General features: G+C 60.2%; 13 protein-coding genes and 1 pseudogene. 13 read left to right on the top strand and 1 reads right to left on the bottom strand.

All coding sequences use genetic code 11. The features are described 5' to 3' along the window. The first annotated feature begins 97 nt into the window (after nt 1-97). The 8 genes from BFP92_RS23495 (at nt 98) to dctM (ending at nt 8,813) form a co-directional block, all read left to right on the top strand. Nucleotides 98-916, top strand: coding sequence for an HTD2 family dehydratase (locus BFP92_RS23495; protein WP_065931328.1), 819 nt, complete (start codon nt 98-100; stop codon nt 914-916). A 28-nt stretch (nt 917-944) separates the two neighbouring features. Continuing rightward, nucleotides 945-2,108: an acyl-CoA dehydrogenase family protein gene (locus BFP92_RS23500; RefSeq protein ID WP_065931329.1), complete on the top strand. Its 1,164-nt coding sequence runs from the start codon at nt 945-947 to the stop codon at nt 2,106-2,108. Nucleotides 2,109-2,118: 10 nt separating this feature from the next. Continuing rightward, nucleotides 2,119-3,468, top strand: coding sequence for an MmgE/PrpD family protein (locus BFP92_RS23505; protein WP_065931330.1), 1,350 nt, complete (start codon nt 2,119-2,121; stop codon nt 3,466-3,468). Nucleotides 3,469-3,477: 9 nt separating this feature from the next. Beyond that, on the top strand, nt 3,478-4,671 hold the full coding sequence (locus tag BFP92_RS23510; RefSeq protein WP_065931331.1) for a CaiB/BaiF CoA transferase family protein: 1,194 nt from the start codon (nt 3,478-3,480) through the stop codon (nt 4,669-4,671). A gap of 15 nt (nt 4,672-4,686) precedes the next feature. Continuing rightward, nucleotides 4,687-5,502 carry an HpcH/HpaI aldolase/citrate lyase family protein gene (locus tag BFP92_RS23515; protein ID WP_065931332.1) on the top strand — a complete coding sequence of 272 codons (816 nt, stop codon included), beginning with the start codon at nt 4,687-4,689 and terminating at the stop codon, nt 5,500-5,502. A 239-nt stretch (nt 5,503-5,741) separates the two neighbouring features. Beyond that, a complete protein-coding gene (locus BFP92_RS23520; RefSeq protein WP_065931333.1) occupies nt 5,742-6,725 on the top strand; it encodes a TRAP transporter substrate-binding protein in 984 nt (327 codons plus the stop codon). A gap of 175 nt (nt 6,726-6,900) precedes the next feature. Continuing rightward, nucleotides 6,901-7,533, top strand: coding sequence for a TRAP transporter small permease (locus BFP92_RS23525; RefSeq protein WP_065931334.1), 633 nt, complete (start codon nt 6,901-6,903; stop codon nt 7,531-7,533). After that, a complete protein-coding gene (gene dctM, locus BFP92_RS23530) occupies nt 7,533-8,813 on the top strand; it encodes a C4-dicarboxylate TRAP transporter large permease protein DctM (protein WP_065931335.1) in 1,281 nt (426 codons plus the stop codon). Before BFP92_RS23525 ends, dctM begins: the two co-directional genes overlap by 1 nt. 121 nt (nt 8,814-8,934) lie before the next feature. On the opposite strand, the gene ampC is transcribed toward dctM, so the two are convergent. Beyond that, entirely contained in the window at nt 8,935-10,077 is a 1,143-nt protein-coding gene (gene ampC / locus BFP92_RS23535; protein WP_065931336.1) for a class C beta-lactamase, read from the bottom strand. A 131-nt stretch (nt 10,078-10,208) separates the two neighbouring features. Between ampC and BFP92_RS23540 the strand changes: the two genes are divergently transcribed. The 5 genes and pseudogenes from BFP92_RS23540 to BFP92_RS30720 all read left to right on the top strand — a co-directional run. Then, complete coding sequence (locus tag BFP92_RS23540) at nt 10,209-11,087, top strand: LysR family transcriptional regulator (RefSeq protein WP_065931337.1); 879 nt, start codon at nt 10,209-10,211, stop codon at nt 11,085-11,087. A 74-nt stretch (nt 11,088-11,161) separates the two neighbouring features. Then, a complete protein-coding gene (locus BFP92_RS23545; protein ID WP_065931338.1) occupies nt 11,162-12,346 on the top strand; it encodes a DUF2252 domain-containing protein in 1,185 nt (394 codons plus the stop codon). A 78-nt stretch (nt 12,347-12,424) separates the two neighbouring features. Then, a pseudogene (locus BFP92_RS30715) lies at nt 12,425-12,637 on the top strand (ShlB/FhaC/HecB family hemolysin secretion/activation protein); the annotation flags it as partial. Nucleotides 12,638-12,822: 185 nt separating this feature from the next. After that, entirely contained in the window at nt 12,823-15,405 is a 2,583-nt protein-coding gene (locus BFP92_RS23555) for an autotransporter family protein (protein ID WP_065931340.1), read from the top strand. Nucleotides 15,406-15,739: 334 nt separating this feature from the next. Beyond that, the coding region (locus BFP92_RS30720; RefSeq protein WP_139114028.1) for an IS4 family transposase at nt 15,740-16,494 on the top strand (755 nt) is incomplete at its 3' end.

The raw sequence follows: 16,494 nt of genomic DNA on the forward strand, positions 1-16,494 counted from the left end.
ATAACCGAACGCTGGTTTATTGAAATGCAAATTCTCAGAACGGGCAGGCGCTTGCATGATCCGGGGCAGACATTCACTGCCCGAGGACCTGCACCCGATGAGCGCCACTGATTGGATCGGCCGAAGCGAGACCGCCCACGACCACTTGAGCCATAACCTGCTCAAACGCATTGCCGCCACTTTTGGCGAGCCGGTGCCTGCACAGGGCGCCGATTTGCCGCCGCTGTGGCAGTGGTGTTTTTTCCAGGACCCGCTGCCGGAACCCGCCTTGGGCACTGACGGCCACCCGGCCCGGGGCGGTTTCCTGCCGCCGGCCGACAACCGCAATCGCATGTGGGCCGGTGGGCGCATCGAGTTCCTGCATGCCTTGCGCGCCGGTGAGGCCGCCACTCGCGTGTCGACCATCACCCAGGTCGAAGAAAAGACCGGGCGAACCGGCTCGCTGCTGTTCGTCACCGTGCGGCATGACTATTCCCAGGACGGCCGCCTGGCGATCCGCGAAGAGCAGGACATCGTTTACCGCGAGCCCACGCCGCCCAAATCAGGCAGCGGTGACGCCTTGCCCGAAGGTGAATGGCAGGAGTCGATCAGCCCCACGCCAACCCTGTTGTTTCGTTACAGCGCCGTGACCTTCAACGGCCACCGCATCCACTACGACTACCCCTATGTTACCGGCACCGAAGGCTATTCAGGCCTGGTGGTGCACGGCCCGTTGATCGCTACCTTGAGCCTGAGCGCGTTTTGCCGCGCCCATCCCGACGCAACCCTGCGCCGCTTGGCCTATCGCGGCGTGCGCCCGCTGATTGCGCCGCAGCCGTTTGCTGTGGGTGGGAGGGTGATTGAAAACGGGGTTGCAGAACTGTGGGCTGGCAACGCAGACGGTCTGGCTCAGAAAGCCGAAATCCACTTCGAATAATCCAAGAACAACAGGCGGAGAGCCGTTAATGAACCCCAATGACAACGAAGAACTCAATGCCATCCGCGAAGGCGTGCGCGCCTTGTGCGCCGAGTTCGATGCCGCTTACTGGCGCAGGATCGACGAACAAAAAGGCTTCCCCGAAACCTTCGTCAAAGCCCTGACCGACGCCGGCTGGCTGTCGGCGATGATCCCTGAAGAGTACGGCGGCTCAGGCCTGGGCCTGGCCGAAGCCTCGGTGATCCTCGAAGAGGTGAACCGTTGCGGTGGCAACTCCGGCACCGTGCACGGCCAGATGTACAACATGTTCACCTTGCTGCGCCACGGCAGCGAAGCGCAAAAAAGCTTCTACCTGCCCAAGCTCGCCAGCGGCGAATTGCGCCTGCAATCGATGGGCGTGACCGAGCCCACCACCGGCACCGACACCACCAAAATCAAGACCACCGCGATCAAGCGTGGCGACAACTACGTGATCAATGGCCAGAAGGTCTGGATCTCGCGCATCCAGCATTCCGACTTGATGATTCTGCTGGCGCGCACCACGCCGCTGGCCGAGGTGAAAAAGAAGTCAGAAGGCATGTCGATCTTTCTGGTCGACCTGCGCCAAGCCATCGGCAACGGCCTGACCGTGCAGCCCATCGCCAACATGGTCAACCACGAAACCAATGAGCTGTTCTTCGACAACCTGGAGCTGCCCCTCGACAGCCTGATCGGCGAGGAGGGCAAAGGCTTCAAATACATCCTCGACGGCCTTAACGCCGAACGCACCCTGATCGCTGCCGAGTGCATCGGTGACGGTCGCTGGTTTATCGAAAAGGCCAGTGCCTACGCCCGCGACCGCGTGGTGTTTGGCCGCCCTATCGGGCAGAACCAGGGTGTGCAGTTCCCGATTGCCGAGGCGCATATCGAAATCGAAGCGGCGGACCTGATGCGCTGGCGTGCCTGTGAGGAATACGACAGCGGCAAGAATGCCGGGGCCAGCGCCAACATGGCCAAGTACCTGGCGGCCAAGGCGTCCTGGGAAGCCGCCAACGCCTGCCTGCAAACCCACGGTGGTTTCGGCTTTGCCTGTGAGTACGACGTGGAGCGCAAATTCCGCGAAACCCGCCTTTATCAAGTTGCGCCGATCTCCACCAACCTGATCCTGTCCTACGTGGCCGAGCATCTGCTCGAACTGCCACGCAGCTTCTGAGGGCCTGACCATGAGCCATACCCACGCCTTGTGTCGGTTTCTTGCAGACCTGAATTACGAACTATTGCCGGAAAAGGTACTGGCACGCACCGAAGACCTGTACCTGGACTGGCTGGCCTCGGCGCTGGCCAGCAAGGGCGCGCACCCGATCCCGTTGTTTGAACGCTATGCGCAAAAAATGGGACCCGACAGCGGCCCGGCCCAGGTGATCGTCAATGGCGGCAGCACCAGCGCGTATTTTGCCGCGCTGGTCAACGCCGCATCCTCCCACCTGGTGGAGCAGGATGACCTGCACAACAGCTCGGTGCTGCACCCGGCGACCGTGGTGTTTCCGGCCGCGCTGGCTGCCGCCCAGGACCTTGGCAAATCCGGCCGCCAATTGCTGCTGGCCTCGGTGGCGGGCTATGAAGCCGGTATCCGCATCGGCGAATTCATGGGCCGTTCCCACTACCGCATCTTCCACACTACAGCGACCGTCGGCACCCTGGCGGCGGCGGTTGCCGTGGGCAAGCTGATGGATTTTAGCCAGGAGCAGTTCATCAACCTGCTCGGCAGCGCCGGTACCCAGGCAGCCGGGTTGTGGGAGTTTTTGCGCGATGCCGCCGACTCCAAGCAGTTGCACACGGCCAAGGCAGCTGCGGATGGCTTGCTCGCGGCGTATTTGACGGCGGACGGGCTCACCGGCGCACGCAATATTCTGGAGGGTGACCAAGGCCTGGCGGCGGGCATGTCCAGCGACGCTGAGCCTGGCAAGTTATCGGCCCGCCTCGGCAGCCGTTGGGCACTGCTGGAGACCTCGTTCAAGTTCCACGCCTCGTGCCGTCACACCCATCCGGCCGCCGATGCGCTGTTGGATCTGATGCAGCGCGAAGGGCTGTGCGCTGCCGATATCGCCACGGTTCAAACGCATGTCCATCAAGGTGCCATCGACGTGCTCGGCCGCGTGACCAGCCCTGCCACTGTGCATCAGGCCAAATTCTCCATGGGCACTGTGCTCGGCCTGATCGCTGTGCATGGCAAGGCCGGGCTAACCGAGTTCCACGAACACGCGTTGACCGACCCCGCCGTTTCGGCCTTTCGCGACAAGGTCAGCATGACCCTGGATGCGCACGTCGACGCCGCCTACCCGCAGCGCTGGCGGGGCCGCGTCACCGTCACCACGCTCGATGGCCGCACGCTGCAGGGCGCCATCGACGAACCCAAGGGCGACCCCGGCAACACCCTGAGCCGGGCGGAGCTGGCGGATAAATTCCAGCGCCTTACCCAATTCAGCGGCGCGCGTACACCGGCGCAGGCCACTGCACTGATCGAAAAGGTCTGGAACCTGCGCAGTGCAGCGTCCATGGCCCACTGGCTTTGAGGAAGCGTCATGACTAATCAACGACCGCTGGACGGTATCACCGTGATCAGCCTGGAACACGCGATTGCTGCGCCATTCTGCACCCGCCAGTTGGCGGACCTCGGCGCCCGTGTGATCAAGATAGAACGCCCTGGCGCCGGTGACTTTGCCCGTGGCTATGACGAGCGCGTGCGCGGCCTGGCCTCGCACTTTGTGTGGACCAACCGCTCCAAGGAAAGCCTGACCCTGGACCTCAAGCAGGACGAGGCCGGCGACATCCTGCAAAGCCTGCTGGCCGATGCCGACGTGCTGGTGCAGAACCTCGCACCCGGCGCGGCGGCGCGCATGGGCCTGTCGTTTGAAGCGCTGCATGAGCGTTTTCCACGGCTGATCGTCTGCGATATTTCCGGCTATGGCGAAGGCGGGCCCTACGAGAAAAAGAAAGCCTACGACCTGCTGATCCAAAGCGAGGGCGGCTTTTTGTCGGTGACCGGTGGCCCGGGTGAAGACCAGATGGCCAAGGCCGGTTGCTCCATCGCCGATATCTCCGCCGGCATGTACGCCTACAGCGGCATCCTCTCGGCGTTGCTGCTGCGCGGAAAAACGGGGCAGGGCAGCCGCATCGACGTGAGCATGCTCGAAAGCCTGGTGGAGTGGATGGGCTACCCGATGTATTACGCCTTCGACGGCGCGCCCCAGCCACCACGGGCCGGGGCGGCGCATTCGACGATCTACCCGTATGGGCCGTTTCCCACCGGCGACGGCGGCACGGTGATGCTCGGCTTGCAGAACGAACGCGAATGGGCGGCGTTCTGCGACAAGGTGCTGCTCACCCCTGAGCTGGCCACCGATGAGCGTTTCTCGGCCAACTTCAAGCGTTCGGCCAACCGTGAGGCGCTGCGCCAGATCATCGTTGACAGCTTTGCGCAGTTGGACGCGCAAGCCGTGATCCAACGCCTGGAAGGCGCGCAGATCGCCAGTGCCAGGGTCAACGACATGCAAGGCGTGTGGGACCACCCGCAGCTCAAGGCGCGTGACAGCTGGCGTGAAGTCCAAAGCCCGGCCGGGCCGCTGCCGTCGCTGTTGCCGCCAGCGCGCAATGCCGCGTTTACCCCGCGCATGGACGCCGTTCCCGCCCTGGGCCAGCACAGCCAGGGCATTCTCGATCAGCTGGGGTTTTCGGCGCACACCATCGACGGCCTGCGCGCACGCGGCGTTATTTAATAAGGAATTCACCTGATGCCAAAGCCTTTAGTTCGTTCGGCCCTGTTTGTGCCCGGCAGTCGCCCGGAGCGGTTTTCCAAAGCCCTGGCCAGCGGCGCCGATGCGGTGATTGTGGATTTTGAAGACGCGGTGGAAGAACCCCTCAAGCGCCAGGCGCGGGATAACCTCGGGGTGTTTTTGCACGCGCACCCACAGGCTCAGGTGTGGGTGCGCATCAATGCACCGGAGCATGCCGAGCATTTTGAGGATGTGGCGTTCTGTAAAACCCATGCCAATGTGGCGGGCGTGCTGCTGCCGAAGGTGGAAAGCGCAGCCCAGGTTGCCGTGGTGGCGGCCGCCGGCAAGGTGATCTGGCCGATTATCGAAAGCGCCAGGGGCTTGCTGGCGGTGGCTGAGATTGCCCATGCGCCGCAGGTTGAGCGCCTGTCATTTGGTGGTCTGGATTTGGCCCTGGACCTGAACCTGAGCAGCGGTTCTGCGGCTGCGCAGTTTGCGCTCGACCAGGCACGCCTGGCGCTGATCGTGCATTCGCGCGCCGCCGGTTTGGTGGCGCCGCTGGATGGTGTGCACCCGGCCATCGACGACCCCGAAGGTTTGCGCCGCTCGATCCGTCATGCCTATGAAATGGGCTTTGCCGGGGCGCTGTGTATCCATCCCAAGCAGGTGGCGGTGATTCATGCAGCGCTGGCGCCCAGCGCCGAAGACCTGGCCTGGGCCAAGCGCGTGGTAGAGGCGGGAGCCCATGGGGCCGGGGCTTATCAGATGGATGGGCAGATGGTGGATGCGCCGGTGTTGCTTCGTGCGCAAAGGCTTCTCGCGGCCCAACTCTAACTGACGAAACTGGCTCAAAATGTGGGAGCGGGCTTGCTCGCGAATGCGGTATGACAGCCACTGAATTAATTGCCTGATCCACCGTCTTCGCGAGCAAGCCCGCTCCCACATTGGAATATAGGCGTCTGCAGGACTGGCGTTCGGCCTGGCCGAACGCAGGTATCTACAATTCGAAATTCACTACACGCGTCACATCAGGCACCTTGCCCTGAAACACAACAATAAGAAGGTGATTCCCCATGCTCAAGCTTTCTCGGGCGCTGCTGTGCGCCGCCACTTTATTTGCCGCGGGCCTGGCCCAGGCGGCCGACCCGATTGTGATCAAGTTCGCCCACGTGGTCGCCGAAAACACCCCCAAGGGCCAGGGCGCGTTGTTGTTCAAAAAGCTTGCTGAAGAGCGCTTGCCGGGCCGGGTCAAGGTCGAGGTGTACCCCAACTCCTCTCTGTTCGGCGATGGTAAAGAGATGGAAGCGCTATTGTTGGGCGACGTGCAGATGCTGGCACCGTCCCTGGCCAAATTCGAGCAATACACCAAGCAAGTGCAGATCTACGACCTGCCGTTCCTGTTCAATGACCTGGCCGCCGTCGACCGTTTCCAGGCCGCCCAGGGCAAGGCATTGCTGACCTCGATGCAGGACAAGAACATCCTTGGCCTGGCCTATTGGCACAATGGCCTCAAGCAACTTTCCGCCAACAAAGCCCTGCATGAACCCAAGGACGCCCGTGGCCTGAAGTTCCGTGTGCAGGCCTCCAGCGTACTCGAAGAGCAGTTCAAGGCGATCCGCGCCAACCCGCGCAAGATGAGCTTTGCCGAGGTGTACCAAGGCCTGCAGACCGGTACCGTAAATGGCACCGAGAACACCTGGTCCAACTATGAAAGCCAGAAGGTCAACGAGGTGCAGAAGTACTTCACCGAGTCCAACCATGGCCTGATCGACTACATGGTGATCACCAACGCCAAGTTCTGGAACGGCCTGCCGCCGGATGTGCGCACCTCTCTGGAGCAGATCATGGTTGAAGTCACCGTCGAGGTGAACAAACAGGCCGAAGCGTTGAACCAGTCGGCCAGGCAGAAGATCATCGACGCCAAGACCAGCGAAGTCATCGAACTGACCCCGGCGCAACGCCAGCTGTGGCGCGAAGCCATGCGCCCGGTGTGGCAGAAGTTCGAGGGGGAGATTGGCGCCGACCTGATCAAGGCGGCGGACGCCTCCAACCAGTAATTGCGGGTTGTACCGAGATCCAATGTGGGAGCGGGCTTGCTCGCGAATGCAGTCTTTCAGTTGATGCATTCGGTAACTGACACACCGTATTCGCGAGCAAGCCCGCTCCCACATTTTGACCCGGTTTCGACCCTGAGCCTTGCACCTACCTATCTCTGCTTCGCGAGGTTTTGCCATGCAAACGCTAAGGCGCGTCTGGGAGCACCTGGAGGAAGGGTTTATCGCCTTCCTGCTGGCCGCCATGACCCTGGTGACATTCGTCTACGTCATGCTCAACAACATCTACACGCTGTTTTTTGCCCTGTCTGACAAGTGGGCATGGAGCAGCAGCTTTTTCGGCGCCCTGGGCGACCACACCATGACCTGGGCCCAGGACATGACCTGGAGCGTGGCGCTGACCAAGGCCATGTTCGGCTGGCTGATTTTTTTCGGCATCTCTTACGGCGTGCGCACTGCCGGCCACCTCGGCGTAGACGCGCTGGTCAAGCTGACCAAGCGCCCGGTGCAGCGCCTGCTCGGCATGCTCGCGTGCCTGTGCTGTCTGGCCTACGCCGGGCTGTTCATGGTTGCCAGCTACAAGTGGGTGAGTGCCGTGATGAGCGCGCATATCGGCGCCGAAGACCTCGACCAATACGGCGTGGACGTGGGCGATATCGTGATCATCGTGCCCATCGGTTTTGCCTTGGTGTTTATCCGCTACCTGGAAATTTTCTACCGCATCTTTACCCACCGTCAGGTCGGGTTGGGGCTGGCCGATGAGGCCGCAGAGGCCAGCAAGTTGGCCGGCAGCCATGAGGAGCGTCACTGATGGCCGTGCTCTGTCTGTTTTTGCTGTTGTTCGTGTTCATGTTCCTCGGCGTGCCCATCGCGATTTCCCTGGGGCTGTCCGGCGCGGTGTCGATCCTGATGTTCAGCCAGGACTCGGTGAGTTCGCTGGCCATCAAGCTGTTCGAAACTTCCGACGCCTACACCTTCCTGGCGATTCCATTCTTCCTGCTGTCCGGTGCGTTCATGACCACCGGCGGCGTGGCGCAGCGGCTGATCGACTTTGCCAACGCCTGTGTCGGCCACATTCGTGGCGGCCTGGCGATTGCGGCGGTGCTGGCGTGCATGCTGTTTGCGGCGCTGTCCGGTTCATCACCGGCGACGGTGGCGGCAGTCGGCTCGATTGCCGTGGCGGGCATGGTGCGCTCGGGTTACCCGAAGGAGTTCGGTGCGGGGATCATCTGCAACGCCGGTACCCTGGGCATCCTGATCCCGCCGTCGATTGTGATGGTGGTGTATTCGGCCGCTACCGAAACCTCGGTGGGCAAGCTGTTCATGGCCGGTGTGATTCCAGGGCTGCTGCTGGGGCTTATGCTGATGGTCGCGATCTACATCGTCGCGCGCATCAAGAAGCTGCCGGCGCAGCCACGTGCGACCTTCCGTGAGTGGCTGACCTGCGCACGCCGGGCGTTCTGGGGCTTGCTGTTGCTGGTGATCATCCTGGGCGGCATCTACAGCGGCATGTTCACGCCAACCGAAGCGGCGGCCGTGGCGGCGGTGTATTCGGCGTTTGTCGCGTTGTTTGTGTACAAGGACATGACACTGCGCGACTGCTCCAAGGTACTGCTGGAATCCGGGCGCCTGGCGATCATGCTGATGTTTATCATCGCCAACGCCATGCTCTTTGCCCATGTGCTGACCACCGAGCAAATCCCGCAGGAAATCACCGCCTGGGTAATCTCCGAAGGCCTCACGCCGATCGGCTTTTTGATCATGGTCAACGTGGTGTTGCTGGTGGCCGGCAGCTTTATGGAGCCGTCCGCGATTGTGCTGATCCTGGCGCCGATCTTCTTCCCGATTGCCATGAAGCTGGGCATTGACCCGATTCACCTGGGGATTGTGATGGTGGTGAACATGGAAATCGGCCTGGTGCATCCGCCGGTCGGGCTGAACCTGTTTGTGACTTCGGCGGTGACCGGCTTGACGCTGGGGCAGACGATTCGCGCGGCGTTGCCGTGGCTGATGATCCTGTTGGTGTTCTTGATCATGGTCACGTACTTGCCGTTTATCTCGCTGGCGCTGCCGCACTGGCTTGGCATGTAAGGCGGTCTGAAAATGTGGGAGCTGGCTTGCCTGCGGTAGCGGTTGTTCAGTCAGCCAATTCGGTGACTGATATACCGCCATCGCAGGCAAGTCAGCTCCCACATTTGGTTTTTGTCAGGTCTTAGTTATCCATCGCGCTCAAGATCCCATAAGCCAACTTCACCCGTTCGGCATTCGGGTAATTGCGGTTAGCCAAAATAACCACCCCTATGTCCTTGCTCGGTACATAAACCACATACGCACCAAAACCGCCGGTTGAGCCGGTTTTGTTGTACAGCACGTTGGCCGGTTGCGGCTGCGCCGGAGTCAGCCAATTAACCTTGTGCGGCTGCATCGCCATCTCGGTCGAGTTGCCATCAAGCAACGCCTGCAGCGTGATCGGGTAGGGGTAGCGCTCCCAGCCCAGGCCCTGGGTCATGCCATTGACCGTGTAGTAACCGGCGTGCGTGGCAGCGATGGCCTGTTGCAGCGGCTTTTCCAGCGTGTCGGGATGCATGTTCGCGATCACATAGCGGGCCAGGTCCTGGCTGCTGGTCTTGATGCCGTAGGCTTCGCTGTCCAGCGCACCGGCGCTGACGCGAACAGGCTTCTGATTTTTGTCATAACCTTGCGCATATCGACCGGCTTTGCCCGCAGGCACGTTAATGTGGGTATTGCTTAACCCAAGCTTGGGCAGCAGGGTGTTCTCCATGGCCACGTTGAACGGTTGGCCCAGGCTTTGCGCGGCGAGGTAGCCGAACAGGCCGATGCTGGGGTTGGAATACAGGCGTTGTTCACCTGGCGCGTAAGTCGGTTTCCAGTGTTGGTAATAGGCGAGCATGGCGCCCGCATTGTCGGCCGCGTTTGGAAACTGCAGCGGCAGGCCGCCGGGGGTGTAGGTCGCCAGCTGCAACAGGCTGATGCGATCAAACACCGTGCCGGCCAGGGCGGGCTGGTGTTGGCTGGCTTTGTCGGAGAGCTTGATCTTGCCGATGGCCTGGGCATAGCCACCGAGGGTGGCGGTAAACGTTTTACTCACCGAGCCCACCTCAAACAAGGTGTCTTCGTTGACGGGCTGCTGGGTATCCCTGGACGCGACACCGTAGTTAAAGTATTGCACCTTGCCTTTGTTCACCACCGCGACCGACAGGCCGGGGATGCCTTGTTGCTGCATCAGCGGCGCAACGCTGGTGTCGACCACCGTGCGCAAATCGGCGGCTGCCATGCAACTTCCAGATACAATTAGTAAGGGCGGTAGCAGTGATTTTTGTAAGATTTTATTCATGGTGTTTCGCTTCCATGTAAAGGGTGCAGTGACGATCAGAGCCTGCGCAGGCGGGGCAAATCTAGGTGGATTTTGTTCGCTGAGCAAACGATGATATCTCGCATCAGCCATTAGATTATTTAGGGTCAAGCATGCTGCGCTCCCACTTACCGCTCAACGCGTTGCGGGCCTTCGAGGCTTCCGCCCGGCATTTGAGCTTCACCCGCGCCGCCATCGAGTTGTGCGTGACCCAGGCAGCGGTCAGTCACCAGGTCAAAAGCCTGGAGGCGCAACTGAATGTCACCTTGTTCAAGCGCCTGCCACGCGGCCTGATGCTGACCCGCGAAGGCGAAACCCTGCTGCCGGTCGTGCGCGAATCGTTCGACCGTATCGCGCTCACCTTAGGCCAGTTCGAAGGTGGCCATTACCGTGAAGTGCTCACCGTCGGGGCGGTGGGCACTTTCGCCGTCGGCTGGTTGCTGCCGCGCTTGCCGGATTTTCAAAGTCGCTACCCGTTTATCGATCTGCGCCTGTCGACCCACAACAACCGCGTCGATGTCGCCGCCGAAGGCCTCGACTACGCGATCCGCTTCGGCGCCGGCGCCTGGCATGGCACCGAGGCCTGTCAACTGCTCGAAGCGCCGTTGACCGTGCTGTGTGTGCCGCAGGTTGCCGAGCAATTGCACACGCCGGACGACGTGCTCAAGCACACGTTGTTGCGCTCTTACCGAGCCGATGAATGGAACCTGTGGTTCCAGGCGGCCGGGCTGCCGGCCGACACGCCGGTGCCGCGCAGCATTGTGTTCGACTCGTCCCTGGCGATGATGGAGGCCGCGCAGCAAGGCATCGGCGTGGCATTGGCACCGGCGATGATGTTCTCGCGGCAATTGGAGAGCGATGTGATTCGCCAGCCGTTCTCCGTGGGCATCAGCACCGGCAGTTATTGGCTGACGCGCTTGCAATCGCGGCCAGAAACCTCGGCCATGGCCGCGTTCAAAGGCTGGTTGAAAGCGCACACCGCCCAGGCTTGAAGTTTTTATTCTTGAAACAAAATGAAACATTTGTGACGGGCCAGCCTCTACCGTACCCCGTACCGAGTGCTTCCATGAAAATTCCGCGCCCCTCTGCCCGCATGCCCCACCTTATCCAACTGCGCAACCTGAAGATGGCGCGCTCGGCCCATGCTTATGTGCGCGGCAGCACGGTGCAGTTTTACGAGTGGTTGCACAGCCAGCCCGGTCGCCGCTTGCCCCATGGCCCGGCGATCTGGATCTGCGGCGATTGCCACGCGGGCAACCTCGGCCCGACGGGTGATACCAAAGGCCGTATCGACATGCATATCCGCGACCTCGACCAGACCGTGATCGGCAACCCGGCCCATGACCTGGTGCGCCTGGCGCTGTCGTTGGCCACCGCCGCACGCGGCTCGGACCTGCCGGGTGTGACCACTGCGCGCATGCTGGAAGAAATGATGGTGGGCTACGAGCAAGCCTTCAAAGACAAACCCGATGAAGTGCCGCCGCGTCCCTCCCAGGTCAAGGCCGGCATGCGCAGCGCCGTGGAGCGCACCTGGAAAAACCTGGCGCGTGAGCGCATCGAAAACGCGCGGCCGAGCATCCCGTTGGGCAAGCATTTCTGGTCATTGTCACGGGCGGAAAAGAGCGCGCTGGAGAGCGTCTGTGCCTCGGATGAAATCCACCAGCTGGTGACTTCGCTCAAAGGCCGCCCCAAAGACGCCAAGGTTCAATTGCTCGATTCGGCCTATTGGGTCAAAGGCTGCAGCTCACTCGGCTTGCTGCGTTATGCAGCCTTGCTGGGTGTGGGCGACAAGGACGACCAGGAATATTGCCTGATCGACATCAAGGAAGCCGTCGGCGCCGCCGCGCCCCGGGCGGCACGCGCGAAGATGCCGCGCGACAATGGCCGGCGCGTGGTGGAAGGCGCCCGTCAGCTGTCACCGGGCCTGGGCGAGCGCATGCTGGCCACGCGCTTTCTCGATCACGGTTTCTTCATCCGTGAACTGCTGCCTCAAGATATGAAACTGGAACTCGATGAGCTGAGCGAGATCGACGCCATGCACGCCGCCGGTTACCTGGCCCGCGTGGTCGGTATCGCCCATGCCCGGCAGATGGACCGCGATACGCGCAAGGATTGGATGGAGGTGTTGCAGGAAAACCGCTCTAAACAACTAGATGCGCCCTCGTGGTTATGGACCAGTGTGGTGCAGTTGGTGGGCAGCCATGAGCAGGGGTATCTCAACCATTGTCGGCGGTATGCGTTGGAGCACTAGAAGCGGCGCTTAAAGGTAATGTTGGCATATTCAAAGTTCGATGATAGCTTCCCGCCTTCAATTATCGACGGATCGAATATGCAATTGCCCACGCCATGGATTCGGCCATTACTGTGCCTGACAGCGTTGTGCCTCAGCGCCCACAACAGCGCCTTCGCTGCGACTAATCCAGGTGATCAGGACCTGATTCGCGACCGGCAAAACCGCCTGCTGGAAGAGCAGCAGCGACGTCTTGAAGAACTCAAGGACCTGCCCGGCAAAGCGCTGAAACCGACGGCGCCCGCCACCCCCCATCCAGTTGTTCCGGTAATCCGTTCTACGCAGAAGGAGCGTTGTCAGAGGCCGGTGCAAGTTCGGCTATTGCGAATAGCCTGAACGTCTTCCAAATACTTACCGCTGAGAAAGGCTGTTCCGTTTTTTGAATCTGTAGCCGCCGGGATACTGGGCGGTGTTGTCTGTCATACATGGAGTTTCACATGAAGCAAAAGTCGTTTAATAAAAGCGCGTTGGCCATGATGGCCGGGCTCATCAGTAGCCAGGCGCTGGCCGTTGAGGTGGATATCGGTCAAGGCAAGACCACGTGGATCGGCGAGACGCTCAATGAGTCATTGACCCTTACCGGAACATTGAATGAGCCCACGAACTTGACCGCCAACCTAGGCACGAGCAATTGGCGAGGGGTGAGTGTCGCCGACACCAGGATCCAGGGTTCGTTGATCAATCGTGCGGATATTGTGCTGGATTCTCAGGGGCGTTCCATTCGAGCGTTTGCCGTGGATCCGGATGTGTCGCTGGCCACCAATCCCGGCACGAGCACCATCACTGGTGACGTGATCCAGGCCGGCAAAATCATCATGAACAACGGCGGCTATGAAGGTCTTGAAATCGGCGGTACCACCATCGGTGGAAGTGTCATCAACTCCGGCACGATCCAATCCACAGCCCCAACATCCGGCTCCCTGAGCGGCGGCGATGGCATTTATCTGCATGGCGCCACAGTGGCGGGTGATGTTTCCAACACCGGCGTGATAGCGATGGTGGGTGATGACTCCCTGGGTATGGCGCTGGATCGGCGCGGCACGTTGCAGACCAGCATCGGTGGCAAGATCCTCAACTCCGGGACGTTGTCGGTGACAGGTAAAGACGCTTGGGCTTTTGAGGTGGAGACCGGTACCACCCCATTGAGAATCGAAAACAGCGGTCTGATCTCTGCCAATGGCTCCGACGCCAAAGGCATCGCATTTTTTGACGGCACCGTCGACTACATCCTCAACACCGGCACGATTGAAGCCAAAGGCGAAAACGCCAAAGCCTTCGACTTCCAGGGCGCAACCTTCGCCCAGAACAGCGCAACCGGCTCCCGTGGCATCGTCAACCGCGGCACCATCAGCGCCAACGGCACGGCCATTTTTGTTGATGCTGTCGAGCAAACGTCGCCCTTCGAAATCAATCAGCAAGCCGGCGAAATCCGCAGTAACTCCGGCACCGCCATCGATGCGGCTCATTTGGCCACTCTGAACTGGTCCGGCGGTAAAATCGTCGGTGATGTACTCAACGTGAATGCCGTGAACATCGCCGGTCAGGCGGACTTTACCGGCAACCGTATCATCGCGCCGGTAACCATCAACGCCGGCTCCTTGAACCTGTCGGCCCCCGGCACCACCCTCACCGGTGATCTCAATGTCGCCAGTGGCGCAGGCATTGATATGCGCCTGGCCAACAGCGTCGTGCCAACCACGCCGTACCTGACGGTCACTGGTGCAGCGAATTTCGCCCAGGCTTCAAAGGTGACTTTGAGTGCCAATCCAAGTGATTTCACCGCCGTGCCGAGTGGCACCGAATACACCCTGTTGCAAGCCAGCAGCCTGCAGAACAATGGCCTGACGGTTAGCAGCACCTCGTCGTTGTTGGATGTGCTCAGCTATTCGACAGATGCGCAGACGGTCAAGGCTGTCGTTGGCTTGAAGAGCAATCAACAGGTACAAGAAACGCTTATCAACGTCGGCGCCTCTGAGCAGGTCGTCACCGCAGTCAACGAAGTGAAAAATGACGTGCTTGGGCAGTTGGGCGCGAACGATCCGGTGTTCCAGTCTTTGGCCAGCGCGGGTACGGCGCAGCAACTGGCACAGGTCGGTGAGCAGCTCAAGCCAGATGTAAACCGTGGTGCATTGGACGTGGCGTTGTCGGGCCAGACAGTGATCAATGGCGCGATCCTCAATCGTCTCAACGGCCAACGGGATAACCGCGAAGCCGTCGGTGTGTGGTTGCAAGGCTTGAGCAGCAACATGGACCAAGACGGTCGTGGTGGTAATAACGGTTATTCGGCCAACAGCAGTGGTATGGCAGTGGGTGTGGATGGTCGGTTGAACGACAGCACCACGCTGGGCGTAGCGTACAGCTACCTCAATTCCAACATCCATTCGGACTTGGGCAACAAGACCGAAGTACAGGGCAACGCACTGTCGCTGTATGGCAACTGGTCGCTGCAGAACTGGTTTGTCGATGGCAGCTTGAGCTACGGCCATAACGACAACGACAGCAAGCGTCATGTGGCCGGTACCACGGCCAAGGGCAGTTATGGCAGCGATGTGTTGTCGGCCAGCGTGCTGGGCGGCTACACCTTCAAGTTGTCGGAGGCGGTACTGGTTGAACCGCGAGTGGCGGCACGTTATTCCAGCGTGCGCATGGACGGCTACGACGAGAAGGGTTCTTCGGCAGCGCTGAGCACCGGCTCGCAACGTTATGAAGTGGGCGAGTTGGGTGCAGGTTTACGTCTGGCCGGCAACTTCCCTTTGTCCACCGGTAGCCTGCAACCGGAAGCAACCTTGATGGCCTATCACGACCTGATGGGTGACCGCGTGACGCAGACCTCCAGCTTTGTGGTGGGCGGGTCGGCGTTTACCGTCACCGGTGCCTCGGTGGCGCGTGACAGTTACGAAGCCAGTCTGGGCCTGAATTATCGGGTGTCGGCGCTGACGGTGGGCGCCAGCTACACACGTCAGGCGCGTAGCGGGTTTGATGCCGATGGTGTGATGGTTAAGGCGCAGTACGCGTTTTAAGGAGCAACAGCATGAAGGTGGCTCTTTGAGAGCCCCCTTCATGCTATCGGTTTAATCGGATAACAGGTAAGGAGGCCCGGTGGGCAAAAGCCGGCACATTACTTCGTCTGGCAACGGTTATTAGGGATGAATGCATAAGAGAAAAATGGACAGATTTATTTAAGTAACAAAGGGCTCGAAAATTAAATAAATCCGTCCGATTTTAAAAAAATGGGGCCGGATCCTGAGGGATCCCCGATTTTTCTTACGAAAAATCAAGAAGTTGGAATTATTGAAGAAGCCTGCATGAGTCGGCAACTTGGTTTGCACCACACAAAAACAAGATCCCCGACCCATGCAAGCCATCCGATTTTTACACAGAGCGCTCGCTCAAGCACTGCCTTCAATCCATTCTCGTCGCCTGACAACACTGATGAGTTGTGTCAGTTCGTTACTGCAAGGCCGCCGCCTGACGCTGACAGCACTCGGACGTTTTATGCCAGGTCAGGCGTACCCCAAACATGCAATCAAGCGGGTCGATCGGTTGCTGGGCAATCAACACCTCAGAGCAGAGCGCCCGCTGTTCTACTGGGTGATCCTGCGGGCATTGCTGGGGTCGGTGAAGCACCCATTAATCTTGGTTGACTGGTCACGAATTGATGCTCCCGGTAATGCTTTTTTGTTGAGAGCCGCGATACCGCTGGCGGGGCGCTCATTTCCAATTTATGAAAGTGTTCATGAGCGCGAGGGTTGCCCCAAATATCAAAACCGCCTGCTCAAAACACTGGCTGAACTACTGCCCGATGGATGTGTTCCAGTGATGGTTACTGATGCAGGTTTCCGGCGACCATGGATGAAAGCAGTGGCTGCGCAGGGCTGGTACTACGTGGCTCGCATACGAAATCGTGAGCTATATCGTGGTGACGAAAATGAGTGGCTGCCCGTGAAAAACTTGTATGCGTTGGCCACCTCGTCACCCAAGTCGATTGGCCGGGTCGAGATGACACGTAGCGCTCCGCACTTGATCGATTTGTACTGCGTGCGACATTCAGCCAAGGGCCGCAAGCATCAACGAGTTACCGGCTCAATCGCCAAAAGTAAGCTCAGCCG

Source organism: Pseudomonas sp. 58 R 3 (assembly GCF_900006605.1).
Lineage (GTDB): Bacteria > Pseudomonadota > Gammaproteobacteria > Pseudomonadales > Pseudomonadaceae > Aquipseudomonas > Aquipseudomonas salomonii.

Excerpts from the sequence above, each read along its gene's own strand:
- BFP92_RS23520 (WP_065931333.1), top strand. The coding sequence starts at position 5,742 with ATGCTCAAGCTTTCTCGGGCGCTGCTGTGCGCCGCCACTTTATTTGCC.
- BFP92_RS23505 (WP_065931330.1), top strand. The coding sequence starts at position 2,119 with ATGAGCCATACCCACGCCTTGTGTCGGTTTCTTGCAGACCTGAATTAC.
- BFP92_RS23510 (WP_065931331.1), top strand. The coding sequence starts at position 3,478 with ATGACTAATCAACGACCGCTGGACGGTATCACCGTGATCAGCCTGGAA.
- BFP92_RS23540 (WP_065931337.1), top strand. The coding sequence starts at position 10,209 with ATGCTGCGCTCCCACTTACCGCTCAACGCGTTGCGGGCCTTCGAGGCT.
- BFP92_RS23555 (WP_065931340.1), top strand. The coding sequence starts at position 12,823 with ATGAAGCAAAAGTCGTTTAATAAAAGCGCGTTGGCCATGATGGCCGGG.
- BFP92_RS23500 (WP_065931329.1), top strand. The coding sequence starts at position 945 with ATGAACCCCAATGACAACGAAGAACTCAATGCCATCCGCGAAGGCGTG.
- dctM (WP_065931335.1), top strand. The coding sequence starts at position 7,533 with ATGGCCGTGCTCTGTCTGTTTTTGCTGTTGTTCGTGTTCATGTTCCTC.
- BFP92_RS23495 (WP_065931328.1), top strand. The coding sequence starts at position 98 with ATGAGCGCCACTGATTGGATCGGCCGAAGCGAGACCGCCCACGACCAC.
- BFP92_RS23515 (WP_065931332.1), top strand. The coding sequence starts at position 4,687 with ATGCCAAAGCCTTTAGTTCGTTCGGCCCTGTTTGTGCCCGGCAGTCGC.
- BFP92_RS23545 (WP_065931338.1), top strand. The coding sequence starts at position 11,162 with ATGAAAATTCCGCGCCCCTCTGCCCGCATGCCCCACCTTATCCAACTG.
- ampC (WP_065931336.1), bottom strand. The coding sequence starts at position 10,077 with ATGAATAAAATCTTACAAAAATCACTGCTACCGCCCTTACTAATTGTA.
- BFP92_RS23525 (WP_065931334.1), top strand. The coding sequence starts at position 6,901 with ATGCAAACGCTAAGGCGCGTCTGGGAGCACCTGGAGGAAGGGTTTATC.